Source organism: Verrucomicrobiia bacterium (genome assembly GCA_035577545.1).
In the GTDB taxonomy this organism is placed as follows: domain Bacteria; phylum Verrucomicrobiota; class Verrucomicrobiia; order Palsa-1439; family Palsa-1439; genus Palsa-1439.
Genome location: DATLVI010000042.1, coordinates 19,751 through 45,533, shown reverse-complemented (window position 1 = coordinate 45,533; position 25,783 = coordinate 19,751). Strand labels below are relative to the sequence as shown.

The 25,783-nt window shown below is 56.9% G+C and carries 27 protein-coding genes; 8 read left to right on the top strand and 19 right to left on the bottom strand.

Translation table 11 applies throughout. The features are described from left to right. From VNL17_15790 to VNL17_15775, 4 genes are all read right to left on the bottom strand, one after another. On the bottom strand, positions 1 to 174 hold a 174-nt coding region (locus tag VNL17_15790; protein ID HXI85543.1), incomplete at its 3' end, for a beta-ketoacyl synthase N-terminal-like domain-containing protein. Between the two features lie 123 nt (positions 175 to 297). Next, a complete protein-coding gene (locus VNL17_15785) occupies positions 298 to 543 on the bottom strand; it encodes an acyl carrier protein (GenBank protein ID HXI85542.1) in 246 nt (81 codons plus the stop codon). Between the two features lie 86 nt (positions 544 to 629). Further along, positions 630 to 1,379 (bottom strand): 3-oxoacyl-[acyl-carrier-protein] reductase, encoded by a 750-nt coding sequence (gene fabG / locus VNL17_15780; protein ID HXI85541.1) that lies wholly within the window; start codon positions 1,377 to 1,379, stop codon positions 630 to 632. Positions 1,380 to 1,575: 196 nt separating this feature from the next. Then, the gene (locus VNL17_15775; GenBank protein HXI85540.1) at positions 1,576 to 2,589 is read right to left on the bottom strand and encodes a hypothetical protein; all 1,014 of its coding nucleotides are present in this window, start codon (positions 2,587 to 2,589) and stop codon (positions 1,576 to 1,578) included. 386 nt (positions 2,590 to 2,975) lie between these two features. On the opposite strand from VNL17_15775, the gene VNL17_15770 reads away from it, so the two are divergent. Beyond that, positions 2,976 to 3,746 carry a hypothetical protein gene (locus tag VNL17_15770; protein HXI85539.1) on the top strand — a complete coding sequence of 257 codons (771 nt, stop codon included), beginning with the start codon at positions 2,976 to 2,978 and terminating at the stop codon, positions 3,744 to 3,746. Positions 3,747 to 3,843: 97 nt separating this feature from the next. On the opposite strand, the gene VNL17_15765 is transcribed toward VNL17_15770, so the two are convergent. Beyond that, a complete protein-coding gene (locus VNL17_15765) occupies positions 3,844 to 4,437 on the bottom strand; it encodes a GNAT family N-acetyltransferase (protein HXI85538.1) in 594 nt (197 codons plus the stop codon). 7 nt (positions 4,438 to 4,444) lie between these two features. Beyond that, positions 4,445 to 5,353, bottom strand: coding sequence for a methyltransferase domain-containing protein (locus VNL17_15760; GenBank protein HXI85537.1), 909 nt, complete (start codon positions 5,351 to 5,353; stop codon positions 4,445 to 4,447). A gap of 376 nt (positions 5,354 to 5,729) precedes the next feature. Here VNL17_15760 and VNL17_15755 point away from each other — a divergent pair, with 376 nt between their 5' ends. After that, entirely contained in the window at positions 5,730 to 7,157 is a 1,428-nt protein-coding gene (locus VNL17_15755; GenBank protein HXI85536.1) for an ATP-binding protein, read from the top strand. Between the two features lie 60 nt (positions 7,158 to 7,217). Here VNL17_15755 and VNL17_15750 read toward each other — a convergent pair whose 3' ends face one another. From VNL17_15750 to cysK, 3 genes are all read right to left on the bottom strand, one after another. After that, the gene (locus VNL17_15750) at positions 7,218 to 7,616 is read right to left on the bottom strand and encodes a cupin domain-containing protein (protein ID HXI85535.1); all 399 of its coding nucleotides are present in this window, start codon (positions 7,614 to 7,616) and stop codon (positions 7,218 to 7,220) included. Between the two features lie 162 nt (positions 7,617 to 7,778). After that, positions 7,779 to 8,705 carry an ACP S-malonyltransferase gene (gene fabD, locus VNL17_15745; protein HXI85534.1) on the bottom strand — a complete coding sequence of 309 codons (927 nt, stop codon included), beginning with the start codon at positions 8,703 to 8,705 and terminating at the stop codon, positions 7,779 to 7,781. A gap of 9 nt (positions 8,706 to 8,714) precedes the next feature. Then, the gene (gene cysK / locus VNL17_15740; protein HXI85533.1) at positions 8,715 to 9,668 is read right to left on the bottom strand and encodes a cysteine synthase A; all 954 of its coding nucleotides are present in this window, start codon (positions 9,666 to 9,668) and stop codon (positions 8,715 to 8,717) included. Positions 9,669 to 10,052: 384 nt separating this feature from the next. Between cysK and VNL17_15735 the strand changes: the two genes are divergently transcribed. Next, entirely contained in the window at positions 10,053 to 10,499 is a 447-nt protein-coding gene (locus tag VNL17_15735) for a hypothetical protein (GenBank protein HXI85532.1), read from the top strand. On the opposite strand, the gene thiS is transcribed toward VNL17_15735, so the two are convergent. The 5 genes from thiS to larE are packed head-to-tail and all read right to left on the bottom strand — an operon-like array spanning position 10,496 to position 14,229. Beyond that, positions 10,496 to 10,711: a sulfur carrier protein ThiS gene (gene thiS / locus VNL17_15730; GenBank protein ID HXI85531.1), complete on the bottom strand. Its 216-nt coding sequence runs from the start codon at positions 10,709 to 10,711 to the stop codon at positions 10,496 to 10,498. The genes VNL17_15735 and thiS overlap by 4 nt on opposite strands. Further along, positions 10,701 to 11,936: a 2-iminoacetate synthase ThiH gene (thiH, locus tag VNL17_15725; protein HXI85530.1), complete on the bottom strand. Its 1,236-nt coding sequence runs from the start codon at positions 11,934 to 11,936 to the stop codon at positions 10,701 to 10,703. The genes thiS and thiH overlap by 11 nt, the downstream gene beginning before the upstream one ends. Next, positions 11,933 to 12,727: a thiazole synthase gene (locus VNL17_15720; protein HXI85529.1), complete on the bottom strand. Its 795-nt coding sequence runs from the start codon at positions 12,725 to 12,727 to the stop codon at positions 11,933 to 11,935. Before VNL17_15720 ends, thiH begins: the two co-directional genes overlap by 4 nt. Next, positions 12,724 to 13,410 carry a hypothetical protein gene (locus tag VNL17_15715; GenBank protein ID HXI85528.1) on the bottom strand — a complete coding sequence of 229 codons (687 nt, stop codon included), beginning with the start codon at positions 13,408 to 13,410 and terminating at the stop codon, positions 12,724 to 12,726. Before VNL17_15715 ends, VNL17_15720 begins: the two co-directional genes overlap by 4 nt. Positions 13,411 to 13,413: 3 nt before the next feature. After that, positions 13,414 to 14,229, bottom strand: coding sequence for an ATP-dependent sacrificial sulfur transferase LarE (larE, locus tag VNL17_15710; protein ID HXI85527.1), 816 nt, complete (start codon positions 14,227 to 14,229; stop codon positions 13,414 to 13,416). Between the two features lie 223 nt (positions 14,230 to 14,452). On the opposite strand from larE, the gene VNL17_15705 reads away from it, so the two are divergent. Next, positions 14,453 to 15,205, top strand: coding sequence for a hypothetical protein (locus VNL17_15705; protein HXI85526.1), 753 nt, complete (start codon positions 14,453 to 14,455; stop codon positions 15,203 to 15,205). A gap of 90 nt (positions 15,206 to 15,295) precedes the next feature. Here VNL17_15705 and VNL17_15700 read toward each other — a convergent pair whose 3' ends face one another. From VNL17_15700 to VNL17_15685, 4 genes are all read right to left on the bottom strand, one after another. Then, positions 15,296 to 15,748 carry a GNAT family acetyltransferase gene (locus VNL17_15700; GenBank protein HXI85525.1) on the bottom strand — a complete coding sequence of 151 codons (453 nt, stop codon included), beginning with the start codon at positions 15,746 to 15,748 and terminating at the stop codon, positions 15,296 to 15,298. 9 nt (positions 15,749 to 15,757) lie between these two features. Continuing rightward, positions 15,758 to 16,216 (bottom strand): hypothetical protein, encoded by a 459-nt coding sequence (locus tag VNL17_15695; protein HXI85524.1) that lies wholly within the window; start codon positions 16,214 to 16,216, stop codon positions 15,758 to 15,760. Positions 16,217 to 16,265: 49 nt separating this feature from the next. Then, positions 16,266 to 16,883 (bottom strand): HNH endonuclease, encoded by a 618-nt coding sequence (locus VNL17_15690; protein HXI85523.1) that lies wholly within the window; start codon positions 16,881 to 16,883, stop codon positions 16,266 to 16,268. Between the two features lie 144 nt (positions 16,884 to 17,027). Next, positions 17,028 to 17,915 carry a hypothetical protein gene (locus VNL17_15685; GenBank protein ID HXI85522.1) on the bottom strand — a complete coding sequence of 296 codons (888 nt, stop codon included), beginning with the start codon at positions 17,913 to 17,915 and terminating at the stop codon, positions 17,028 to 17,030. An 86-nt stretch (positions 17,916 to 18,001) separates the two neighbouring features. Between VNL17_15685 and VNL17_15680 the strand changes: the two genes are divergently transcribed. The 3 genes from VNL17_15680 (at position 18,002) to mdh (ending at position 21,801) form a co-directional block, all read left to right on the top strand. Beyond that, positions 18,002 to 18,601, top strand: a complete 600-nt coding sequence (locus tag VNL17_15680) for a type II secretion system protein (GenBank protein ID HXI85521.1) — start codon at positions 18,002 to 18,004, stop codon at positions 18,599 to 18,601. 2 nt (positions 18,602 to 18,603) lie between these two features. Then, positions 18,604 to 20,745, top strand: a complete 2,142-nt coding sequence (locus tag VNL17_15675) for a PQQ-binding-like beta-propeller repeat protein (protein HXI85520.1) — start codon at positions 18,604 to 18,606, stop codon at positions 20,743 to 20,745. A gap of 129 nt (positions 20,746 to 20,874) precedes the next feature. Next, a complete protein-coding gene (mdh, locus tag VNL17_15670; GenBank protein HXI85519.1) occupies positions 20,875 to 21,801 on the top strand; it encodes a malate dehydrogenase in 927 nt (308 codons plus the stop codon). An 11-nt stretch (positions 21,802 to 21,812) separates the two neighbouring features. Here mdh and VNL17_15665 read toward each other — a convergent pair whose 3' ends face one another. After that, the gene (locus VNL17_15665; protein HXI85518.1) at positions 21,813 to 22,403 is read right to left on the bottom strand and encodes a hypothetical protein; all 591 of its coding nucleotides are present in this window, start codon (positions 22,401 to 22,403) and stop codon (positions 21,813 to 21,815) included. A 187-nt stretch (positions 22,404 to 22,590) separates the two neighbouring features. Here VNL17_15665 and mfd point away from each other — a divergent pair, with 187 nt between their 5' ends. Beyond that, positions 22,591 to 25,782 (top strand): transcription-repair coupling factor, encoded by a 3,192-nt coding sequence (mfd, locus tag VNL17_15660; GenBank protein HXI85517.1) that lies wholly within the window; start codon positions 22,591 to 22,593, stop codon positions 25,780 to 25,782. Position 25,783 lies beyond the last annotated feature (1 nt).

Sequence of the window (25,783 nt, the reverse complement as noted above, 5' to 3'; positions counted from 1 at the left end):
CTTAAAGTCGCGCACTTCGCCGCCAATCTTGCAGTCGTATTGCGTGGTATCGAAACGGGTGACGAGTCCGATGCCGCTCTTGCCCGCGAGCAGGTTCTGCCAAAACAGCTCCAGCTCACTGCTCAGCGGCGTGAGGACCCCAATACCCGTGATGACAACGCGTCGTTCGCTCATGGCTTGTCAGAATCAGGAAAAATTGGGGCATAAAGTGTGAAATAGCAACTCACTTTATGCCCCGCAATTCAACGGCCCGTTTTCGTCCCCGTTTCTGCGGAACGCCGGGCGCCACCGATCGCTTTATTTCTCGCCGCGCTCCTCGATGTATTTGACCACATCGCCGACCGTCTGGAGCTTTTCCGCGTCTTCGTCGGGGATCTCCGCGCCAAACTCCTCTTCAAACGCCATCACCAATTCGACGGTATCGAGCGAGTCCGCGCCCAAATCTTCGATGAACTTCGCCTCGGGCGTCACCTGGTCGGGATTAACGCCGAGCTGTTCGACAATAATCTCCTTCACGCGGTCTGCTACGGATTTCTCTGCCATTTGCTCCTCCTGGTTCAAAACGTTCGTTTGTTTATGCGAAAACGTGCTCTGTTGTCAAAGTTTTGTTTGCGCTCGCTTGCCGCTCTTCATGCCATCGCCAGCCCACCGTCCACCGTCACGACCTGCCCGGTCATATACGCCGCCAGGTCGCTGGCCAAAAATAGTACCACGTTGGCCACGTCCCCGGCTGTGCCCAACCGCCCCAGTGCAATTCGCGTCTTCAACACTTCCCGCGCCGGCTCTCCCAGCGCGTTCGTCATCTCTGTTACAATGAAACCCGGCGCCACGGCATTCGCGGTGATGCCGCGCGAAGCCAGCTCGCGGGCCACCGATTTCGTGAATCCAATGAGACCCGCTTTGGACGCGGCATAGTTAGATTGGCCCGCATTGCCTGTCAACCCAATAATTGACGTGATATTGATGATCCGACCGCTCCGCTGCTTCAGCATCCCCCGGCTGACCGACTTGGTAAAATTGAATGCGCCCTTCAGGTTCGTATCCAGCACCGTGTCCCAGTCGTCATCGCTCATCCGCAGCAGCAATTGATCGCGCGTCACGCCCGCATTATTCACCAACACATCCACCCGCCCAAATTCCTTCAAAACCTTGTCGCAACACTCCGCGACCTGCGCGCTGTTCGCTACGTCCACCGCAAACGCCGTCGCCTTCCCGCCTGCCTTCACAACCTCCGCCGCCGTCTCCTCCACATTCGCCAGCGTCCGCCCGCAAGCCGCAATCGCCGCCCCCTCGCCCGCCAACCGCAAAGCAATGGCCTTCCCAATCCCCCGCCCCGCCCCCGTCACCACCGCCACCTTGTTCTCCAAAAGCTTCTGCATGAGCCCTTCTTAACTACCTGTGAGAGGAAATGTCAACCGCGCATGTTGTTGGGCAATGTCACATTTCATAAAAAACGAACCCATTTGTAATAATTGGTCAACACAACTGAACTCTTTAATTCCGTGACACTTCCACTCAAAAATACGCACATTACAAATGGGTTCGTTTCGCAGATACAGGGTGTTTAGCGCCGATCTACCTCCTCAAAACTTCCATCGTCACCGGCGGCGGCACATTCTCGCCTTCACGTCGCCGCTGCAGCCTCTCCAGTTGCAGCAGCGCCCGATACATCTGCCGCTCCAGCGCGCCCTCATACCGCAAAATCTTGTCCAACACCTTCGCCGACGGCAACACGTCCGCCGCTTGCCGTGCCCACTCGTCTTTGTCCTCCCGTTCCTCCCGCTGCTCGCTCAACTTCGCGTACTCCCCCAACTTCTCGTCGATAAACATCAGCACCCCTCGTTGATGAATGTCCTTCAATTCCTCCCCACTCAACCCGTCTGCATCCGCCATAGCTTTAGCGACGGCGGACCCGTCCGCCGGCTTGTCCATCCCGTCCACTGACGTATCCGCCTCGGCTTGAGGAGCAGCAGCTTTCACATCGGTCACCATCCGTTCGCGCAATCCTTCCAGCTCCCGTGTGATCGCATTCGGCTGGTTGATGAACCACTTCCGCGTCGATTCACAGGCCGCCTCCGTCAGTTCACCGTCACGCTCCACGTCGCGACGGACCGACTTCAACACCGCTGTCAAATACTCCAGTCCCTGCGTCGTCTTCTCCATCTGCTCTGCCGCGTCTTTCAAAGGGTTCCCGAAAATTCCCAATGGCAACGGCTGCCGGTCCTCCCGACGCCGCAGACCACCGTCCACGCTCAACGCAATCTCCCCCGTCTCCGCCAGCACCGCCCGCCGCAATCGCCACTGCGTCATCACGACCCGTTCCACCAGCATCTCCTCCACCGGCCCCTCCGGCGCCAGACTTTCGAAGCATCGTTTCCGCAATGCCTCATACTCCTCCTCATGCTCCTGGATCCGCAACCCCCGCACCACCACCATCCCCGACAAAATCCCGTGCTTCACCGCATTCATCCGCGACGCCGCCTTCCCCTTCGCCGTCCGCGGCCCCGTCGACCTCCGCGCATTCCGCCGATTGCCCTCCAATTGCTTCAACGACCCCTTCGTCACAACCACTTCATCATTCGGAATCATACTAGTGTCTTCTCGGTTTGGGTTTGGTTTGCGGCTGGCTATACCTCAGTAGTTCACACCCGACTATATCACCCACCGATACAATGTCAAGCAGTATTATCGTTTTTTGATATGCTGCCAGTTGTAGCTGCGCTTCTGTGAAGCGCAGGGCGCCAAGAACGAGCAGTTCCGCCACAAACTTACCGCCAAAAGGTCGAGCTATCACGTGTGGAGTGTTGACCCCAATGACCGGTTGGTTTGGACGCGAATCGTTTCGGAGTGTCCTCAGCAGATAATCACGGGAGTCATAATATACACTAAGGACACTTTGGAAACGGAGTTGCAAAGGCTACTCATCGTTTCTATGGAGCAGGGCCGGTCCATCGAACCAAGACGATTTTGAAGACTTGGCAACGGGCATCGACGGCAGTACGATACCGAATGCGAGCGATGTTGCTGACAATCTTCAAGAATCACAGACTATGACTGACCCTGCCACGCCGCCGACTGACCGCCTTCCTATAGATTTACCGAAGGAGTGGTGGCTCGCCGCCGGAGTGGTGATTCAAGTAGTGGTAGCGATTTTAATGTACTGGTCGATCCGTCACAGTGAGAGTCAGTTTGAATTAGCCAGCAAGCAGTTTGAAGCCACTATTGAGCCGGTAGTGTCAATTTCAGGCTACCAACAGGTTCTAACCATTGAAAATCGCGGCACAATCCCAATATCCAAAATCGAACTCGCGGGCCTTCTCCATGCCTCATTTTCCAGATCAAATATGACGCCGTATATGGTTCGCTCAGAAGTGTACGGGAATCCGTATTCCATCTGCGATTCGACTTTGATTTCAGGAGCGAAAACGAACTGCTCAATTCCGTCAATGCTTATGTACAGTTTCGGTCAACAGGAATGGATTGACGCTCGAAAAAGTCAGTCAGAATACCTAGGCGTTGTCATCTGCTACAGGCGCAGCGTAGATATGAAGGCGTTTTACAAACTAACGCTGTTTGAATTACTCCCTCTCGACAACACTCCAACTTCGACATTCATATTGTTTGAGAGAGACCCTTCCCATAGCATCATTGTCGGCGGGGGCTTGGGAGAAACGGCAGATTTAGCCGTGGGTATCCGCACGATTATGGAAACCAAACTGGATGAGTCTCACTTGCGCTACAAGTGAGTAATGACAACCGGGGTCACATCTCTGCTTTTGCCGATAGAGCTTCGACCTAAACCCTCGACCCCGTCACAAACTCACCCGCCTCAAGGCGGAGTTGTCACGAGCGGAGAGTTGACCTCAACGACGACCGGCGAGACCAGTCCGCGTGCAATAATCCGAAGATGGCACAGTCATGGAACTGCGCGTCGTCCTCGAGAATTCGTTTCCGTAGGGTACCATCCCGTGTGAAGCCGAGGCGTTCCGCCAGGCGCACGGATCGTAGATTCTCAGCAGCGGTCCAAATTTCAATGCGGTTGACCGTCATTGCTTCGAACGCAAATCGCAAGACCTCTCGGATGGCTTCCTGGGCGTAACCAAGCCCCCAGCAATCCTTCGCCAAATCGTATCCGATGCCCACGCGTCGATGGTAACGGTCCCAGTCGAATAGACTCACAGAACCAATCACGCGCGCAGACTCACGCATCTGCACCGCCCAGATGATTTCCTGCTTCAACCGGTACCTCTCTCGCTCCTCTTCGATGAACGTAAGCGTCTCTTCTATCGTTCGATGTGGCGCGGAATTGTAGCGCTGAACCTCAGGGTCGCTGCGGATCGCAAAAATATCGGCGACGCATTTCGAGTCGTACTCGCAAAGCGAAGTGCGCTCCGTCATCAAGACGGGAAATTGGCCAAAGTCGAATGCGGGCGACATGCTATGACTACTTTCTCGCCATGAACACAATGACATCGTGCTCGGCAGTAGCCTCGACCTCTGTATAGCCGCCCTGAATCGCTTCAATCTTAAAACCTACTTGTTCGAGCATCTGACGCAGCTCGTTGCGAAAGTAGGGATTTTCGTAAAGTGTATATTCCTCTTCGGAGATGAGCTGCCCATCGCGCCATAACAGCGCGCGCATTTGGCGTGTGACTCGTTGTTCCAAAGGATCAAAGGCCACAATCCGACCGTGCAGCGTGTAGCCGGATCCCCCGTCTGGCGGTGTCTTTCCAATCGTATCGGCCCACGGTTCTGGCAATTGACTCCTCAACTCCTTTCGCCACAAGGGCCACTCCTTGGCGGATCCATACGGCAGGTGCTGATCCAATAGCAGCAAGCCGCCAGGGTTCAGCTGTGCGTAGAAGCGCTGGAGCGCAATAAAATCCTGCTGGCGAGTAACCCCAATCCCAAACACACCGCAGGCCACGATGCTCTGATACGTGCGTGGCAAGTCTAGTTCGTGCAGAGCTTGCTGATAGAGACGGACGCTCAGGCCCTCGCGTTCCGCCTTTTCCCGACACAGGGCGAGCATATCGGGCGACACGTCACAGCCATCCACGTCGAGGCCTGCCCGCAAAAAGGGGATCAGCAAGCGACCAGTTCCACAACCGGCATCGAGTGCCGGTTGCCCATTGCGTTCTATCTGTTTCTGGAAGTACGCAATCTCCGGCCCAACCGTGAGATGTTCGGCCCAGTACCGCGCCACGAGCCCATAGTGCCATGTTTGCGGTCGGTCATTCATCAGCCGGAGGTTAGGGTCAATTCGGGGTGCAATGTCAATCCGGTAATCAATCATCAATCCGGGGTCATGATTAAAGACCGGGGTCACATCTCCGCTTTCTGCTTTTGCCATATCAGTCTGCCTTCGCCGCTTGGTATTGTTCGTCGCTGACCTTCTCCATCCAGTCACCATTTTGCCGTCGAGCTATTCCTGAATCGCGATGTGCGCCACCCTCCTGGTCCAAGCTTACGACGTCCCTCCGGCTAGGTGCGGATTGTTTAGAGGGCGTTCCCTTCGCGCCGATGAGTAGCATCCCCAGCCATCCGTGACGTCCCGTTCTCTTAGGTATGAACAATTCGCGTCCTGTCTAATGCTTTTCCCCTAGCGACTTAAATCGACCTTTCTCCAATATAACCCCTCAATGGCCCAGGTTAAGCTGCCTTGGTTGGCAAGCCACCTCGCATTGTGCGTGTTCGAACCAATAATCACTGATTTCTATTGAGGCAAAATGAAGAATGCTTTTCCAGACGCGACGGTGGCCGCCGTTGACACACAAGTTGAGCAAAAACTGACCGATCGCGTCAATCAGGCCGAGTCGCGAACGGAGGACGCCGAAGCGCGAACAGTGGAAGCCCAGACGCGCATCGAGCAGGCGGAAACCAGGACGGGACAGGCCGAGACCCGAACCGAGCAGGCCAAAACAAGGACCGAACAGGCTGAGACGCGAACCGAGCAGGCCGAGACAAGGACGGAACTCGCCGAAGCGCGCGTTGAGCAGGCCGAGGCGCAGACGGAACTGGTGACGCAAGCCTCCGAACTCAGTTATCAGCGGCTCTTCGAGGCGTCGCAGGACGGCATCCTGATTCTGGACATTGACACCGGACGCATCAACGAAGTGAACCCTTTCCTCTTTAAACTACTGGGTCTTTCCCGCAGTGAAATGGTCGGCAAAACCGTTGACGAGCTTGCTCCATTCAAACTCATCGAGTCCAACCCGCGCATGTTGGGGCAACTACACCTGAATGGGACTGTCCACTATGACGACCTGCGACTGGAAACGAGCGATGGCCGCGGGATTATCGTGGAGTTTGTCAGCAACGTGTACGAAGCCGGCGACAAACAACTGATTCAATGCAACATCCGCGATATCACGAAACGCCGACAAGCGGAAGATGAAGTGCGCCGGCTCAATGCGGGCTTGGAGCGGAGGGTCGAGGAGCGCACGGCGGAATTGGGGGCGGCCAACAAGGAACTGGAAGCGTTCAGCTACTCCGTCTCCCATGATCTTCGCACGCCACTGCGCCATATCATCGGTTTCGCAGAACGCCTGCAGCGGGAGGGGCCGAACCTTTCAGAAAAAAATCTCCCGCTGGTGACAACGATCTCCCAAGCGGCAAAACGGATGACCGAATTGATCGACGACCTGCTGGCGTTCTCGCGTCTGGGGCGCGAAGCCCTGCAAAAAACGGAAGTGAATCTGGATAAACTGCTCCAGGACACGTTGGGTGATTTCAAAGCGGAGACAAACGGACGGAACATCACGTGGAAGATCCACCCACTGCCGGTGGTGTGGGCCGACCGGGCCTTACTACGGATGGTGCTGTTCAATTTGATTTCCAATGCGGTGAAGTTCACCGGCCGTCGCGCCGAAGCGACAATCGAAATCGGTAGTACCCCGAACGACAAAGGCGAGACCGTGATTTTTATCCGCGATAACGGCGCCGGCTTCGATCCCCGGTATGCGGACAAACTTTTCGGCGTGTTCCAGCGTCTGCACGCGCAGGCGCAGTTTGAAGGCACGGGAATCGGGCTTGCCAATGTCGGGCGTATTCTCCTCCGGCATGGCGGCCGGGCCTGGGCGGAAGGTGTGGTGGACGGTGGCGCGACATTTTTCTTTTCGTTGCCCCAGGAAAATGGAAAAGGGGTCAGTCCTTAACACCAGATGCATCGTGAGCCCGGGGTCGCATCTCTGCCGTGGAGGCTCTCGGGGTCCCCTTCAGGCGCCTTGATATTGTTCGTCGCTGACCTTTTCCATCCAGTCAACCATTTTGCCGTCGAGCTGTTCCTGAATGGCGATGTGCGTCATGGCCGTGGTCGGCGCGGCGCCGTGCCAATGCTTCTCGCCCGATGCGAAGCAGATCACGTCACCCGGCCGAATTTCCTCAATCGGGCCGCCCCAACGCTGCGCGCGCCCGCAACCAGCGGTGACGATCAGCGTCTGCCCCAGCGGATGGGTGTGCCAGGCGGTACGCGCGCCAGGTTCAAACGTGACACTGTTGCCAGCCGCGCGCGCCGGTTCCTTCACCTGAAACAGCGGATCGATTCGCACCGTCCCGGTAAACCAATCGGCCGGTCCTTTGGCGGAAGGCTGTGAGCCACTTCGTTTGATTTCCATATCCTTAATTCCTTCTCTTGACCATTTGGGAAAAAGGGTCAACGCTTTACAATTTACAAATGAATACAGTAAGCGGCCCCGACGACAACGACCTCACACGATTCTCCCGTTCATCTCAATCGGATACATGGCACTACCACGTATCGGGTCGAAACGTTTGGGTTAAACTTTCAACTTCGCCACCGTCGCATCCAGCGTCGCCACATCACTGACCGAAAGCATCTCGACGTCTTTGTTGATGCGTTTCATTAGGCCGCTGAGGACGTTGCCGGGGCCAAGTTCAATGAAGCGCGTGAAGCCTTCCGCGACCAGCCACTGCATGGACTCGCTCCAGCGGACCGGTGAGGTGACCTGGCGCACCAGCAGTTCTTTAATCTCCGCAACACCCCCGGCAGGGCGTGCCGTGACATTGGAAACCACGGGAACTTTCGGGAGCTGCATCCGCAGACCGCCGAGCGCCTCCGCCACTTTGACCTTCGCGCCTTCCATCAAGCGTGAATGATACGCACCGGCCACCACCAACGGGATGGCGCGCTTCGCGCCCTTTTCCTTGGCAAGCTCAATGGCCTTCGCAATTTTCTCTTTGTCACCGGAGATGACGACCTGGCCGGGGCAATTGATGTTTGCGATGTCCACGTCGGCTTCTCGGCAGACTTCCGCCAACGCCTCGTCGTCCATATTGAGGATGGACGCCATGCCGCCGTTGGTCGCGTCGCAGGCTTCCTGCATGAAGCGACCACGCATTTGCACCATGCGCAACCCATCGTCAAAGCTCACCACGTCCGCCGCAGCCAGCGCCGTGAATTCGCCCAGTGACAGCCCAGCCGTCGCGTCGAACACGAGATCTGGAGCCTGGCAATTCAAGGCTTCCAGGCACGCGAGGCTCGTAAGAAAAATCGCCGGCTGCGCGTTGTCCGTCTTGGTAAGAACGTCAACCGGCCCCTCGAAACAGATCTTCTGGAGGTCGCGTCCGAGCACTTCGTTGGCGCGGGCGAAGAGTTGGCGGCACACCTCATACTTCTCGCAGAGATCGCGCCCCATGCCGACAGTCTGGCTGCCCTGCCCCGAAAAAAGGAGAGCCGTCTTCATCACGAAGGACTATGAATTCTTCGTGACTTCCGCGCGCGCTTCGGCGGCCAGCGCCGTGCTGAGGTAGCGTTCGCCTGTCGACGGCGCAAAAGTGACGATGAGCTTGCCCTTGTTCTCGGGACGCTTCGCATATTGGATCGCCGCCCAAACGTTCGCGCCGGAAGAAATTCCGCAAAGAATACCTTCCTCTTTCGCCAACCGCCGCGCCATCGTGAACGAATCATCATTCGTCACGGTGAGCACTTCATCAATGATGGCCGTATTGAGGTTCTTGGGGATGAACCCCGCGCCAATCCCCTGGATCTTATGCGGCCCGGGTTTGCCGCCGCTTATCACCGGCGAGTCGACAGGCTCGACCGCCACCGCCTTGAAACCCGGTTTCTTCGCTTTGATCACTTCGCCGCAGCCGGTGATCGTGCCGCCGGTCCCCACTCCCACCACCACCGCGTCAACCCGGCCGTTCGTGTCTTCCCAAATTTCCACAGCCGTCGTGCGCCGGTGAATTTCCGGGTTGGCGGGATTGTTGAACTGCTGTGGCATAAAAGAGTTCTTGGTTTCCTTGAGTAATTGTTCCGCTTTGCGGATCGCGCCGGGCATTCCTTCGGCTCCGGGCGTGAGAATCAGGTCGGCTCCGAGCATGCGCAGCAACGTGCGCCGTTCTACGCTCATCGTGTCCGGCATTGTGAGGGTCAGCCGATAACCCTTCGCCGCGCAGACAAATGCCAGTGCGATCCCCGTGTTGCCGGAAGTCGGCTCGATGATGGTCGAGTCCTTCCCGATCAGCCCGTCGCGCTCCGCCGCTTCGATCATCGCCACGCCAATACGGTCCTTGACGGAGCTCAATGGATTGAAGAATTCGCATTTAACCGCAATCTCGGCATCAAGTCCGGCCGTGACGCGGTTCAGTCGCACCAGCGCTGTTCGTCCGATCGTTTTGGTAATATCGGCAAAAATTTGGCCCATGATTTCCTCGTAGAAAGAATTCGCAGTTGAGAATCCGCAGCTTTCAACTACTCTTGGCTGACTTGTAGGTGAACCTCATGGCAAACGCAAGCTTGAAAGGTTACCGCTCGGTGGCCGGCAAGTCGCGCGTGATCGCATGTCGATCGGTGTCCATCGGCTTTCGGCGTCACAGATACCGTGCCAATGAAGAGGGGGAAAAATGAAAGGCCCTAAAAATGAGATTCAGGAGTTGCACGCCAAGGAGGTGGGGGTGGGGAACCCCTCTGAAGAACGTGCAAGCTCCTGAATCTTCAAATTCGTACTTTTTGTCTCCGGCACAGGATATAATCACTCGAAGTATATTGCAACTAGTTTTTTGCAGCGACAAACGGCGACCAATCCACCATGAACAACCCCTCCCCAGATGACCAGAACCGCCAGATGGACGCCGCTGTCAGGCAGGTCAATGCGGCCCTCCAAGACTACTCGGACAAGGACTGGAATTATAGTCGTATCTCCTTGACTATACGCGGATTAGATGAATTGGATAGCCCGTATATCCTGAGGCTTGAGACTCTGGATTTGAAGACGAAGCAAGGCCGTACCGATCTTAAAACCCTGTCCGACGAGGTCAAATGGGGAGAGCGCCACACTTCCGAACTCGGTATGCTGGAAGTAGTTAGCTTACGACTTAACAAGGCCCTACTTGAAATCACAAGCGACGAACACTGGCAATTCAAGCGGCCTGTCGTTCGTATCGTAAAGAAGGAAGTGCCTGCAGTACAACAGGATAATTACGCTATCTGGTACCAAATCGACGAAGTGGCTGGCGATGACTTTGACAATCGTTAGCCACCGGCAACTGGCATGATCACCTCGAGGCTATCGTCGCTCTTCAACATGATTTGAGCCAATTCCGCGCGGCTCAAGACCCGTCCGTTATACTCGACCACAACCTGCGTAGCCTTCCAGCCGCGCCCAGTTACGAAATTGGCCACCGTGCAGGGCGCGCCAACCTCCTCCTTCTTTCCGTTGGCGATGATTGTGATCGACTCAGGATTCATTGAGGGCCGACTCCCAATCCTTCCACACCGTTTCGTAACCCATCTGCTCCAGCCGCGCCGCGACCTCGGCGGGCGAGCGATTGTCAGCAATCTCGAATTGCACCGTCGCGTGCTCCCCTTCGGACTCGATCACCGGTGTCGACGGCTTGACCATCCGCCCGCCTTTCGTCACGTGCAACTCCGCCTTCCCCTGCCCCGTGTAACCACCCGGCTCCGTATGACTGCCCGCGCTCATCATCGTGATGCCTAGCGGGGCCAGGTTGTCACGCAGTTTCGCCGACTCGCGCGTGCTCAGTACCAACCCAACCTCTGGGAACATGAGCCGGAGTGCACAGATAAACTGCACGAGTTCGCGGTCGTTCATGTTCACCAACGGCTCGAACTCCCCGGCCGCCGGCCGTAATCGCGGCGCGCTGATCGTCAATTGCGCCATCCAGCATTTCTTCAGAAGATGCGTCGCATGCGCTGCCAAGGCAATCGCCTCATTGCGCCACGGCGCCAGACCGAGCAACGCGCCGATGCCGAGCCGTTTGAATCCCGCCGCGTACCCACGCTCCAAAGTGTCCAAGCGCCAATCCATGTCCTTTTTCGGTCCGCTGACGTGCATCGCGTCGTACACACCGCGATCGTACGTCTCCTGATAGACGACAAGCCCCTCCGCACCCGCCTGAACGATCGGCGCGTACTGCTCGGTCTCCATTGGACCGACCTCCAGCGAAATACTCGGCCAGTCGGAATGCAGCCGCGCCACGCAATCGCGCAGGTAATTGTCCGAGACAAAATGCGGATGCTCGCCCGCAACGAGCAAGATGTGGCGAAAACCTTGTTCGCTTAGGTATTTCGCTTCCGTGGCCACCTGCTCCACCGTCAGCGTCACGCGCAAAATGGGGTTGTCGCGCGAAAAGCCGCAATACTTGCAGATATTGATGCACTCGTTGCTCACGTACAACGGCGCAAAGAACCGCATCACGCGCCCGAAATATTTCTGAGTGAGCGCATGCGATTGCCGCGCCATCTCTTCGAGATAGACCGGTTCAGCCGCGGCCGGTGAAATCAGCGCCGCGAAATCGGTCGCCCCTAGGCGACCGCCCGCCGAAGCCTTGGCGAAGGCGGGCCCACGTTCCGCACGCCCCAACGCTGCTTCCACATCGGCAGCCGTTGCGTTCTGGGAAAACGCGGAAAGCTCCGCCAACGCGAGACTGTCAAACTCGGAGGAAAAACTCATGGCTCATTGAGAAACCCGGTCAGTGGACTCGTCGCCTCAGCCTCTTTCCGTTTCGGGGCCAAACCAACTTCATACGCGGTCCGACCTGCCTCGACCGCTGCTCGGAATGCCGCCGCCATGCGCACCGGGTCGGCAGCGACGGCAATGGCCGTATTCACGAGCACGGCATCGGCGCCCATCTCCAGCGCTTCCGCCGCATGAGACGGCGCGCCCAGTCCCGCATCGACCACAACAGGCACTGTCGCTTGTTCAATAATGATGGATATATTCGCCCGCGTCTCGATGCCGCGCGCGCTGCCGATCGGCGACCCAAGCGGCATGACCGTCGCGCAGCCGACATCCTCCAGCCGCTTCGCCAGAACGGGATCGGCATTGATGTACGGCAACACCGTGAAGCCTTCCTTCACCAAAACCTCAGCCGCCTTCAACGTTTCAATGGGATCAGGCAACAGGTAACGGGCGTCGGGATGTATCTCCAACTTCAGCCACGCCGAGCTGGTCGCTTCGCGGCCCAGGCGCGCGAGTCGACAAGCCTCCTCGGCATTCCGCGCGCCGCTGGTGTTCGGCAGGAGTAAATATTTCTTCGCGTCAACGAACGTCAGGATGTTGGCGAACTTATCCTTCTGTCCCGACAAATCCGCGCGCCGTAGCGCCACGGTCACCATCTCCGCGCCGCTGGCTTCGAGCGACGCCGCCATCAATTCGCCCGAGGCGAACTTGCCCGTGCCCATGATCAGGCGCGAGTTGAAATCGCGGTTGGCAATGCGTAGCTTTTGCGGCTTGTCGGTCATTGCGGACGATACAACTCCTGGTTAAGTGGGTAACTTCCGGGCGTGCGCTCGACCACGATGGAACCATCCTTCACAAAGTAACCGTGATTACCCATGGCGTATTCCGCGCGGTCCAGACGCTTCAGTTCCTCCACCCTCTTCTGGTGCAATTCCTGTTTCACCACAACGATCTGCTCCTTCAACGCCTTCAGGTCATGCAGCTTCGCTTCGAGTGCGACCTTTTCATTGTTCAAGCGGACGTACTCGTCCCGCATCGCTTGGAGATGCGTGACCGTCGTGGCATGCGTCTTTTCCAAATCCGCGTACTTCTGGCTGATGTCCTCGATCTTGTCGGTGAGCACTCTCAACTCGCTCGTCAGGTTTGTTATGTCTTGTGAGAGCGTCTCCACCGTGGCCTGTTTCTGCTGCAACTGGTTGTCCATATCAGCCTTGAGCGATGCCATCTTCTTTTCCGTGTCCGCCTTCTCGTCGCTTAGCTTCGAAATCGTCTGCTGCAATTCATCGACCCTGGCCTGCATTTGCGTTTTGACCGTGCTGGTCTCCGTCCGCGCCACCGCGAGCTCATTGGTTGCGGTCGCCAACTGCTGCTGCGTCTGCTCCAGCTTCTGGTCCGAACCACAACCCGCCAACAACAGCGCCGCGCCCAGCATTCCGATTCCGAACCCCATGACGTTACGCTTCATCGGTTATCTCTCCTTCGATTTTGCCAGCACCTCGTTCGCGCTGCCGCGCCGGTACCCCTGCAGATCGAGCGTCACGTATGCGTACCCGATCTTCCTCAATGCCTGGGTTACCGCCTCCCGCACTTCTTCGTCGAAAAATTTCTGAAATTCATCCGCGCCAATCTCGATGCGTGCCATGTTCTTGTGATGACGCACCCGCACTTCATAAAACCCCGCGTCCCGCAACACGTTCTCCGCCGCCTCGATCATCCCCAACGCCTCTTCCGTCACCGGCTCGCCGTACGGAATCCGCGACGACAAACAGGCCATCGCCGGCTTGTCCGCCGTCGGCAAACCCAACTCCGCCGACAACTCGCGAATCTCTGCTTTCGTCAATCCGACTTCCTTCAACGGCGCGCGCACCTGATATTCCTTGGCCGCCACGGCACCGGGCCGATAATCCCCCACATCGCTGGCGTTCTCTCCATAGATAATCGCCTGCCAGCCTTCGCGCTTTGCGATTTCGGCCAAATTCTCGAACAACTCGCTCTTGCAAAAGTAGCAACGGTTCGACGGGTTGCTCGTGTAATTCGCGTCCTCCATCTCCTCCGTCTTGATCACCCGCACGGGAAACCCAAACTGTTCCGCAATCTCGAGCGCCTCCTGCAACTCCCGCCGCGGCAAACTCGGCGAATCCGCAATCACCGCCAGCGCCTTGTCCCCCAGCACATCGTGCGCGACCTTAGCGAGGAACACGCTGTCCACCCCGCCCGAATAAGCCACCAGCGTGCGTCCGCAAGAACGGAGCGCAGCCTTGAGTTGATCGAGTTTCCCGAGCACAACCAGAATACTATCGCCGAACCACAGGGGTGTCAAAGCGGAAGCCGAGTAGTTATCTCTCCTCCAAACGGGTTGCTAAAGAAACACCGGGAGGCGGCGGACTGGAAAAAACTTGCAAATCTGTGGAGCAGGAAGAAAATTTGAAAAAGTCCCGCGACGGTCGTGGTCAAGAACCCCTATGGGAAATCCCAGTTACTGCGAAAGTTGAAATGAAAAATTCACCATGACTCCAGCCCAAGAGAAATTTGAATTGTTGATGCTGGAAATTGATAAATTCCTTTCCACCGAAGGCTTTCATCGTTCGGGAAAGCATTTTCTTAAACGGATACCGGATAATAATGTCCGATGGAACATTTGGTCTCAACGGAGTAAATACACCACCGCCGAACAAACTAAATTTACTTTTGAGGTTTATACCGAATGGAAGCATCGCTGGGCGCGCTACGAAGATTGGCAGCCAAAAGCAACATGGTATGGCGTGGTCGGCAATCGAATCGGATACTTGATGCCCAAAAAGGAAGACACTTGGTGGGAACTAACGGAAGCAACATCTATCGGATTGTTAAGCGATCAAATTATTGGAGTTATGTCATCCTGTGTCCTGCCATTTTTAAAGCAGTTCCAAACTGAACAAGACATAAGAACTTTTCTTCGAGCGTCCCCGCTTAATAACTATATTACAGCTCTTGCTATACTGGAGCTTGATTTAATGGAAGGAAAGCCGAGTTCTGAAATAGAAGAAAGCATCGATAGAGCGCGTCGACTGGGAAGAACAACCGGGCAGGTTCTTGAGGCCGGCCTTCAAACCGTAGTAAAGGCTCTTAGGGGATTTGTGCGGAAAAAATCAATTTCCAAAATGGAGGAAACCATTGATAAAGCACGCCCGGCGGGCGTCAGCAACGCAGTTGTTGAGGCCGCCATTCAAAGGATATTAAAAGCTTACGGTGACCAAGACTCAGCGGAAAAAAATAAATAATCAAAATTGCATCAAGTGTGGCAGCATCCGTGTGGCACGATTGCCGACGAGCGGGCGGCTGGGAGGGCCTTTGGCAAGGCACAGGTGCACTCACGAAATATCCGGCGAATGAAACGGCTCATCCGTCTCCAGCCGCTTCCCCATGCTGACAACGTCGTCAACCTTGAATCCAATGCTCTTATAGAACTCGATCACCTGGGCATTCGCGGTTCTCACCTGCAAATTGATCTTCGGACAGCCCACCTCTCGCAACAATCGCTCGGCCTCCTCCATGATTTGCCGGGCAAAACCGCGCCGCTGGTATTCGGGAGCTACCGCCAGATAATTGATCCAGCCTCGATGCCCTTCATACCCGACCATGCAAGTCGCCACAATCTTGCTGTCCAGTTCACCAACCAGAAACCATTCGGGATTGACCAGTAGCTTTCTCGCAATGTCCTGCCGTGGATTGTTCTTCGGCCCAACCAATTGACAGGTCTTCCACAGTTCCAACACAGCGGCTTCGTCGGCAGGGCGATACGGGCGGATTTGAAATGAGGTCATCGGACGATGTCACAAGGCGGTTACCGCTTTTTGCGGCTTTCTTCCTACCTTGTAGTGAAGAACGCGATCCTCAATAAGCTCCTCATTTTGAGGAAATGAAAAGAACAGTTCGTTCCTGCAGGACAGAAAATAATCGACTCTCTCTTCGGAGGTTTTCCACAACGAAAGTTCATATTCTGTAAGCGGCCATCGCTTGAGATTGTTTGCGTGTTGTCGCATTTGCGCAACGTCAAACAGAGTAACGTTAACACTTTGGGAAGCGTCTTCAATTGAGCCGTTGTAGTCCATCAGTGCCATTCGACCGTAATCTTGAAACTGTTCCGTGAAATCTTCCTCAGCAAGAGATGCCTTGCCATCGCGTGTAGTTTTCGGAAAGGAGATATAACGCGAATTCTTGGTCCCCGCCTGCACGCGCATTTGGACAATGAGGTCAGACAAATCGCGCTCATCATCACAAAGGACTTGCATCTCTATACTCCTTGGAAGCTTCATCTGCGGAACACGAAGAAAAATACCCTTACTTCACATCCTCACCCAACTCAACGTTCCAATACGCCAAATCGAGGAAATGCTTCCAGCTATCGTGGGCGACGGTGCTGATGGTGACATTCACGAACGGACGCCACTTCGGGCGCTTGGGCTTCTTGATGAGGTGCATCCCCGCCTGCGTCGGCGTGCGGTTGGCCTTGCGCGTGTTGCACGGGATACACGCGCACACAATATTCTCCCACGTCGTCGTCCCGCCGTGGTCGCGGGGAACGATGTGGTCGAGATTCAATTCGCGCCGGTCAAAATGTTTCCCGCAATACTGGCAGGTGTTGTGGTCGCGCTCGAAAATGTTGTGCCGCGTGAATTTCACTTCCTTGTGCGGTAGCCGATCAAAAAACAGCAGCAAAATCACGCGCGGAATGCGGATCTTGAACGAGACGGTATGGACCACGTCCTCGCCGTGGTGTCCCTGGCTGAATTCGCGCCACTCGTGGAAATCAAAGGTCTGGAAATTCCCGCTGTCCTCCGTCACCACCTCGGCGTGGCCCATGTACAGGAGCATAAACGCGCGTTCGACCGTGCAGACGTTGATCGCCTGCCACAGACGATTGAGCACCAACACGTTTTCGTTTAGCACATTCCTCATGGTCAACTCCCAGAGGGTCGCACCGACCCACACCGGTACGATGCCCAAGCCTATCATTTTACTGGCCTAGCGTCAACGACGGTGGTAACGCTTGATAGCACGAGGGTTGCGTGATTCGGAGAACCGTGCCCGTCGCGGATTTCCTCAGAACCAGCCCAGCCTCGACTTGTGCGTCCGGTACAACAATCCCAGCAACCGCATGCTGGCCATCCCTCCCCATAACTTAAGAGCGACGCCGCCGAAATGCTCCAGCAAAGAGCCCGGTGTGACCACCACGCGAAATACCATCACTGTGAGACCTATGACCGTCATGAAACCGCAGACTACCAGGTACGGTCTCCACACACGCGCAATAGATGGGATCACGACCCGGGGACTGACCACGCGTTTCGAGTTGAACATAACCACCGCAAGCAGCGCCATCGGGTAGTAATACAAACTGACCAGCGCCAGGCCGACAACACCCCACGCGCAGGCTGGCTCGGAAAGATCCGGAACCCAACCTTCGTACCAGCAATGCCACAGGTAGCCGATGAAATACAGGAACGACGGCACGAAGCACAGCACCGTGGTGCTGATCATCAATAAAATCGGCTGGAAAATGTCGTCAACCCAGTCACTGAAATCCGGCAATCCCGGCGGCTTGTCCTCACCATTGGCCGTGGTCAGCACGACGTCGAACAAATAATTGAGCATGCAGCCGTAGACGATGAGGCTGATGACGTAGCCGTACAGAAACGGCAGGCCATACGCGATCACGCCAATGACAATCGTCCCCACACCGAGTACGAACAAACCGCCGCCGCGAAATGGATACGCCAGGGCCGCAGCAAACGATGGGGGTGGTCCCGTCGGCTCCCCGTCTTCGACGGCCGTCCCCTCTTCATTCATCCTCGCGACCGGGCCACCGCAACGCGGACAAGCATCCACCACGAGGCCCGACGCGACCATCCGTTGTAGCTCCGCCGCACGGAGCATCACGCCGCAGCGTTTGTCCTGGCATTGCCAGAGCCTGTCCGGGGCCTCACTCATCGACGCCGAAGGTTATCAGTTTCGATTGCCATTGACGACGACTTTTGGTCGATGTTAGGTTGGGTGTCGCGGTGAGGGGCTGGGTTATGAATCGTGCGACATCCGGCGGATTTACCTTGATCGAATTGCTGGTGGTCATCGCATTAATCCTGACGATGTACGTTATGGCCTACGGACCGGCCCAGAAATCCTACCAGGAAAAGCAACTGGTCGCCTGCCAGAAGAATCTGCTGATGATCCAGATCGCCTTGAAGATTTATGCCGCGGATTACCATGACTCCTATCCCGTCGTGCCCGGGGCGCATACCTCGGAGACACCACTAAGTCTCTTGGTTCCGCGAGACACGACGGAAACGTCCATCTTTGTCTGTCCGGGCAGCGCCCGCCGCCGGTTACCCGAAGCCGAGCCGTTTACTCACCGAAAAATCAGCTATGCGTATTACATGGGACGCACGGGGCGCGATGGCGCCGACGCGATGCTGCTCTCGGACGCACAACTGAATTCGCGGCCACGACACACAGGCGAGCCCATGTTCTCGGTCACCGGCAAGCGACCTGCCGATAACCACCGGCAATTCGGTGGCAATGTTCTGTTTTGCGACGGACACGCCGAGCAATTCCCGTCCGTAGCGCCGCGCGATTTTACCTTTTCCGATCCGGTCGTCCTTCTCAACCCGACACCATGACCATGAAAATCGTCGTCGACTGTGCCTGCCAGACACCGTACGAGTTCGAAGTCGAGCCGGTGGATGGGCAGATGCCAGGGCAGGTCTCTTGCCCGACGTGCGGCGCGGATGGCACCGACTACGCCAATTCTGTCATTCAAGAAACCCTGGCAAACCAACCAAAGGCCGCACCGAAAATCAAACTCAAGGGTTCGGTTGAGGAGGAACCTGACGGTGACGTATCGGAAGAAGCGGCCGACGAGGCCGGCGGACTGCCGAAGTCCTGCTTCATCCACAAGGAACAGCCTGTGGAAGCGTTCTGCCTGACGTGCAAGAAACCCATTTGCCTGAAGTGCATGAAGCAAACCGGTTACTTTTGCAGTATCTATTGCCGCAATCGCGCCCAGCAAGCGGGCATGGATATCCCGGTTTACGCCGGTCAGGATCGCGTGGTGCGGGAGCGCGAATACAAACGGGTCACGCAGATGGGCAGTGCCATCCTCGTCGGGCTCGTGGCATTGTTCATCACCTACGAGTGGTACGTGATCTTCGGCCAGAAACCGTCCGTCAAGTTTGCCATGCCACTGGCCGCCGACGCGCGGCTCATGCACGCGCAGTTTGCCAACGACCACGAACTGTTGCTGGTGAGCGCCGATAGCGTGTCGGATTATGATTTTAAGAAGAAGCAGGCGCTCTGGTCCACTTCCCTGACGAAGTACCGCGCCAAACAATCCATGCCAACCAACCTGGCGGCGCTGGTCGCAGCAGCCCAAAACGAGGATCAACCGAAGTCACCCGAGGCAATCGCAGCGCAAAAAAAACTGGTCGAACAGATGGCCGATTATGAGGAGAATTATTACCCGACTGATACTCAGCTACACGTGGTCGGCAATGATCTCTGGGTGACCGTGGGGCGAAGCATCGTCTGCCTGGATCGCGCCACGGGGACTGAGAAACTTAGCGTGAAAACGGAAGGACGCGTCCGGGACATGACGTTTGGCGACGACGCGGTGATCGTCGTCTCGGCCAAGGGCGAATACGATCGCATACTCACGCGCATCCAACTGCCGTCGGGTGAGCAACAAACCGAACGGCGTTCGCTTCCCCAGCCTCCCGCTCGTCGGTTCGATATGAACATGGATATGGAAGCGGCACGGGAGCCGTATATTCCCGATGATCGACACGAATTTGTCGCAACGGGCTCGACCGTTGTGGATCTGGACGTGAAGCTGGTCGAAAAGAAAGTCGTCACAGTCGACACGATGAAAGCGGCCGATCCAAACAGCAAGAAGTTCGAGAACCTGGGCGTTACGCAGACAAAGGAATTCGCCGAGGACGTGATGAACGATATGAAACGATCACGGGGTGAAGGCATCGCGAAAGTGGATCAGAGCCGCTACGCCCTGACCCTCCAACGCGTCTTCGGCAAGGACATCGCGCCCTGGACCGGCGAAGTGACCGGATCCCCGGCGCTCTTCGCCATGAAGACCGTGGATGTGCTGGTCGCCGGCAACGTGATGTACGCGTTCGACAAGAGCAACCAGAAACTCTGGCAGAGCAATCTGTCGTATCCGATCGCCCCGCAGTTCACCCAACGCGAATACGCGTTGGGATACGGTCGCCGCACCGCGTCCGCCGCGCCGTGTGTGGAGAGGGGCAACACGTTGTACCTGTTTGACCGGGGCGTGTTGACAGCCTTCGACGCGCAGTCGGGTGCCGTTCGTTGGCGGATGCCGAGTGTGGGAATTTCCAACATCCGGTTTGACGACAGCGGGATGCTCTACGTCAGTACGAGCACCGCGAGCCCCGAGTCCATTCAGTATTCCGATCAGGTTAGCCTCGACAAGGTCGATCCCGTGATCGTCAAAGTGGATCCCGCAAACGGTAAGGCGTTGTGGCGCCTCGAAAAGGCCGGCGACGAATGTTACGCTGCGGGCAAATACCTTTACAGCACGCATGTGATCGTACCCGGTGGTTTGATGACCATGATCGGCAAGGGCTCCTCGTCTAGGACCTTCCACTTGTTCCGTCTCAATCCCCGAAACGGCAAACAAATGTGGGACTGCACACGGGAAGGCTCCCCCGGGTCAGTGGATTTCTGCAACAACGAGATCCTGTTTCAGTTCGATGACAGGCTGGAAGTGCTGAAGTTCTTGCCGCTATAGACATTCCCCACGGTCCATCCCGGAGGCCCGCCCTGCTTCGTGGCAATTCCGGCTCGACAGCCCCCGCTCTTTCCTTAATAACAAGCTGTCACAGCGACGTTTTATTCACCACACAACTCAGGAAAGTATATGAATCGCAAAGTCACAGTTTTCGGCGCCGGTTTCGTCGGGTCCACCACCGCGCAACGCATCGCGGAAAAACAACTCGCCGACGTTGTGATGGTCGACATCATCGAGGGTATGCCGCAGGGCAAGGCGCTGGACATGATGGAATCGGCCTGCCTTGAAGGGTTCGACGCGAAGGTCACCGGCGCGAATGATCCCGCCGCCTGCGCGGGCAGTGACCTCATCGTCGTCACCAGCGGCATCGCCCGCAAACCCGGCATGAGCCGCGACGATTTGCTGAAGACCAACGCCGGCATCGTCGGCAGCGTCTGCGAAGCCATCAAAAAGAACGCCCCGAATGCCACCGTCATCGTCGTCAGCAATCCCCTTGATGTGATGACCTATCTTGCCGGCGTCAAACTCGGTTTCCCGAAAAACAAAGTCATCGGCATGGCCGGCGTGCTCGATAGCGCCCGTTTCCGTTGTTTCATCGCGATGGAACTCGGCGTGTCGATGCGTGATGTCGACGCCATGGTCCTCGGCGGTCACGGCGACGACATGGTTCCCCTCGTCCGCTACGCCACCGTCGCGGGCATCAAGGTCGAAGATTTGATTCCAAAAGATAAACTCGACGCGTTGGTCACACGCACACGCAACGGCGGCGCGGAAATCGTCGCGCTGCTCAAGACCGGTTCGGCCTACTACGCCCCGTCATCGTCCGTCGTCGAAATGGTTAGTTCAATCCTGCGCGATGAGAAACGCGTCCTCCCCTGCGCCGCCTGGTGCACCGGCCAATACAGCGTCAAAGACATGTTCGTCGGCGTCCCCTGCATCCTGGGAAAAGACGGCGTCGAGAAAATCATCGAGCTAAAATTGAGCGAGAACGAACTAGCCCAACTCAAAACCTCCTCCGACCACGTCTTCGAAAACGTGAAGCGGCTGAATCTGTAGAAAGAGTCCGGCTACGAATCCAATACTTCGAAGAACCGTTTAGCATTCGCCGCAAAATGCACGCGACGGGCCTTTACGTCGAGCTTTTCGACCCCGAGCTTCTCGGCAATTGCGTTCAACACCTCTGCGTAAACAGTGTACATCCTTTTCCATTCGCTTGAGATAAGACCGGACCGTCGCAATTCATCCTCAACGGACAACTCAACTTTACCGTGAGCCACCAAGTTGTGGCGCAACATCTCCACCTTTGACCAAGTGGATTCTACTGAGTGCAACTTCTGCTTCAGAGCGGTGCGGATCGGCGGATCGAGAACCTGCAATTGTCCTGCCAGCGCAAGAATCCTCCACAGATTCACACGCTCATACTCAGGGGCCTTCCCTTCTGGTTCAAGAAGCTTGTAAAGAGACAACACCAGCCCTTCGAATAGGGAAGCGTGGAGAATGCTCAGCGTGGGACCGAACGAGTTCCAAGCTTTTGAGTAGTGCCCTTGGCCTGAGGTAAAACAAATCCAGAGTTCGGAAGTTGAGACGCAGTCGGATGTGTGCTTCCGCGCTTCGTCCACACGCAGTTTGAGATCTTCCTTTGAATGATAAGCATTCATTTTAAAAAATCTCTGCGAATTCCAAGTCTTTTGCAACTCCGTTCGTTGCCTTGTCGGCAATCGGATGCTACACTCCTTGCGCGCTTCGAAGCGCAAATAATTTGTGACCGAAAATCGGTTGTTCGAGACAGCGCTGGGGTCTCCGTTGATACCCCTTATCAAACGGAGACTCAATGCGGGGGATTTTTTGTCTCTAAATTCCCTGGCCGACGCGGGAAAACCTTTCATCGCCTCTCTCCTCTCGCAAATTGCCAATCGTCCGATCCTCATCGTGACCGACGGGCTGAAGTCGCAGGAAGCTCTCTTCAACGATCTGCAAACTCTCCTGCCCGGCGTCCAGTTCTATCCCGCATGGGAAACGCTCCCGCACGAGGACGTGCTTCCTCATGCGGACACGATCGCGGACCGGCTCAAGGCGCTCACCAACCTGAACGCCCCCGTCACCGTCGCCTCCGTGCAAGCCTTGATGCAAAAGACATTTGCTCCTGACTATTTTATGTCGCTGCGGTTGGAAGTCCGCCTCGGCCAGGAAATCGAACTCCAGGATTTTCTCGACACGCTCACGAAACTCGGCTACCACGCCGAATATCAGGTCAACGATCCCGGCGACATGGCCATGCGCGGCGGTATCGTCGACTTCTTTCCGCTCGACCGCGGCGAGCCCGTGCGCGTCGAATTCTCCGGCAACGAGATCGAATCCATCCGCACCTTCGACCCCATCACCCAACAGTCACGCGAGAAACGGGAACACCTCGTCGTCACCCCGGCCGGCGAACTCGGCCTCCTGAAACAAGCGATAGACCAGACCGCGCCGCTCGTCGATCTGCTGCCACGCGATACGCTGCTCGTGCTCGACGAGCCGGACAAACTCGCCGAAGCCGCCGAGAATTACGCGCGCCAGATTCCCAAGGGCGACAAGTTCTTTGCCGAGTGGCGTCATACGCTGGAGTCGGGGCTAAGCATCGTGCAACTCACCGAAGCGCTGGCCATCGACCCGCCGGCGGCCTACATCAACCTGCGCCTCGCTTCGCTCGATGCCTTCCGTCCTCTCGACACGCGGTCGCCCGAACCGGAAATCGCCGAGCAGATGCGCCGTTCCTTCTTCGAACAGATGCAGCGTTGGACCACGGAAGGTTACTCCCTGCAAGTCTTTTGCAGCAACGATGGCGAGAAGCAGCGCTTTGAAGAGCTCTGGCGCGAGTACACCGAAGCCTCCAATACTACGGGCTCAAAACTGGAGGCGTCAATCGCCACGCTGTCGCGCGGTTTCCTCTGGACGGACGCCAAACTCGCCGTCGTCACCGACTCCGAAATTTTCGGTCGCTACAAGCTGGTTCGTCCCCGCCGCAAGTTTCATCAACTGGCGCAGGCGACGGACTGGACGGAGTTGCAGGAAGGCGACATCGTCGTGCACGTCCAGCATGGCATCGGGAAGTATCTGGGATTGAAGTCGCTCGACTTCAACGGCTCGAAGCAGGAGGTCCTCGCCATCGAGTATGCGGATGAAGCGCGGCTCTACGTCCCCATCGACCAGGCGCATCTCGTCTCGAAGTACTTGGGCGCGGGCAAACGGCAACCGCCGTTGCACCAACTCGGCGGCGCGCTCTGGCAGAAGCAGAAGCTCACCGCCGAGCGCGCCATCATGGACCTCGCCGCCAACCTGCTCGAAATCCAGGCCGCGCGTCATACGCTCGAAGGCCATGCGTTCGCACCCGACACTGCCTGGCAAAATGAGTTCGAGGCCGCGTTCATCTACGACGAGACGCCTGATCAACTTACCGCCATCAGCGAGGTGAAGGGCGACATGGAATCGTCCAAGCCGATGGACCGTCTCATTTGCGGCGACGTGGGCTACGGCAAGACGGAGGTCGCCATCCGCGCGGCGTTCAAGGCGGTGATGGGCGGCTTTCAAGTCGCGATCCTCTGCCCCACGACGATCCTCGCCGAGCAACATTGGAACACGTTCCGCGAACGCATGTCGGGTTACCCGATCACCATCGAGATGCTCTCGCGCTTCCGCACGCAGCGCGAACAAACGAAAGTCGCCAAACTCCTGCGCGAAGGCGGCGTGGACATTGTCATCGGCACACACCGCTTGCTCAGCGGCGACATAACTTTCAAAAACCTCGGGCTGGTCGTTGTCGATGAGGAGCAGCGTTTCGGCGTCTTGCACAAGGAACGGTTCAAGCAATTGCGCAAGCTGATCGACGTGTTGACGCTCAGTGCTACGCCCATTCCGCGCACGCTCTATCTCTCGCTCACGGGCGCGCGCGACATGAGCACCATCCAGACGCCGCCACAAGACCGCCTGCCCGTGGAGACCATCGTCGCGGCGTATGACGAACGGCTCATCAAGCAGGCCATCCAGCGCGAACTCAACCGCGGCGGCCAGGTTTACTTCCTCCACAACCGCGTCCAAAGCATCGAGATGGTGGCCGAACGCCTGCGCGACCTGCTGCTGGAATCGAAAGTCCGCATCGATGTCGGTCACGGCCAGATGGACGAGCATGAACTCGAAGAAGTCATGCACCGCTTCGTCAAAGGCCAGATCGACGTGCTGGTGTGCACCACCATCATCGAGAGCGGACTCGATATCCCGAACGCCAACACCATTATCATCGATCGCGCCGACCGTTTTGGGTTGAGCGACCTGTATCAGCTTCGCGGTCGCGTCGGCCGCTACAAACACCAGGCGTACGCCTACATTCTCCTGCCGCGGCACCTGAACCTCGTCCAGAGCGCGCGCAAACGAATCGGCGCGATCAAGCAATACTCGTCCCTTGGCAGCGGGTTCAAAATCGCCATGCGCGACCTCGAGATTCGCGGGGCCGGGAACATCCTCGGCTCCGAACAGAGCGGCCACATCACCGCCATCGGCTTCGACCTCTATTGCCAGTTGCTCAAGGAAAGCATCGCGCGCCTCAAAGGCGAGAAACCCAAACACCGCACGTTGGTGACGCTCAAACTGGACTTTCTCAACGACGAATCCGGCGAAGGGCTCGCGCGCATTCCGTCAAACTATATGACGGACTCGCGTCTGCGCATCCAAGCCTACCGCAAGATCGCGCAAGCCGCGGAACTCGCGACTGTAAAGTCACTGCGCCGCGAATTCCGTGACCGTTTCGGCAAAATCCCGCGTCAACTGGAACTCCTCTTGCAATGCGCCGAGGTAAGGATTCAAGCAAGCGACACACACGTGGAAACCGTCGAAACCCGCGAAGACAAAATCATGCTCACCCAGCGCAGCACCCTCCTCCAAATCGGCGGCAAATTCCCCCGCTTCGTGGAAACCAAACCCGAAGGCAAACTTGCCGAACTCAAAACGCTGTTGTATTCCTTGAGCGAGGGCGTGACACCTGAAAAGGAAAGGAAAAGGTGAA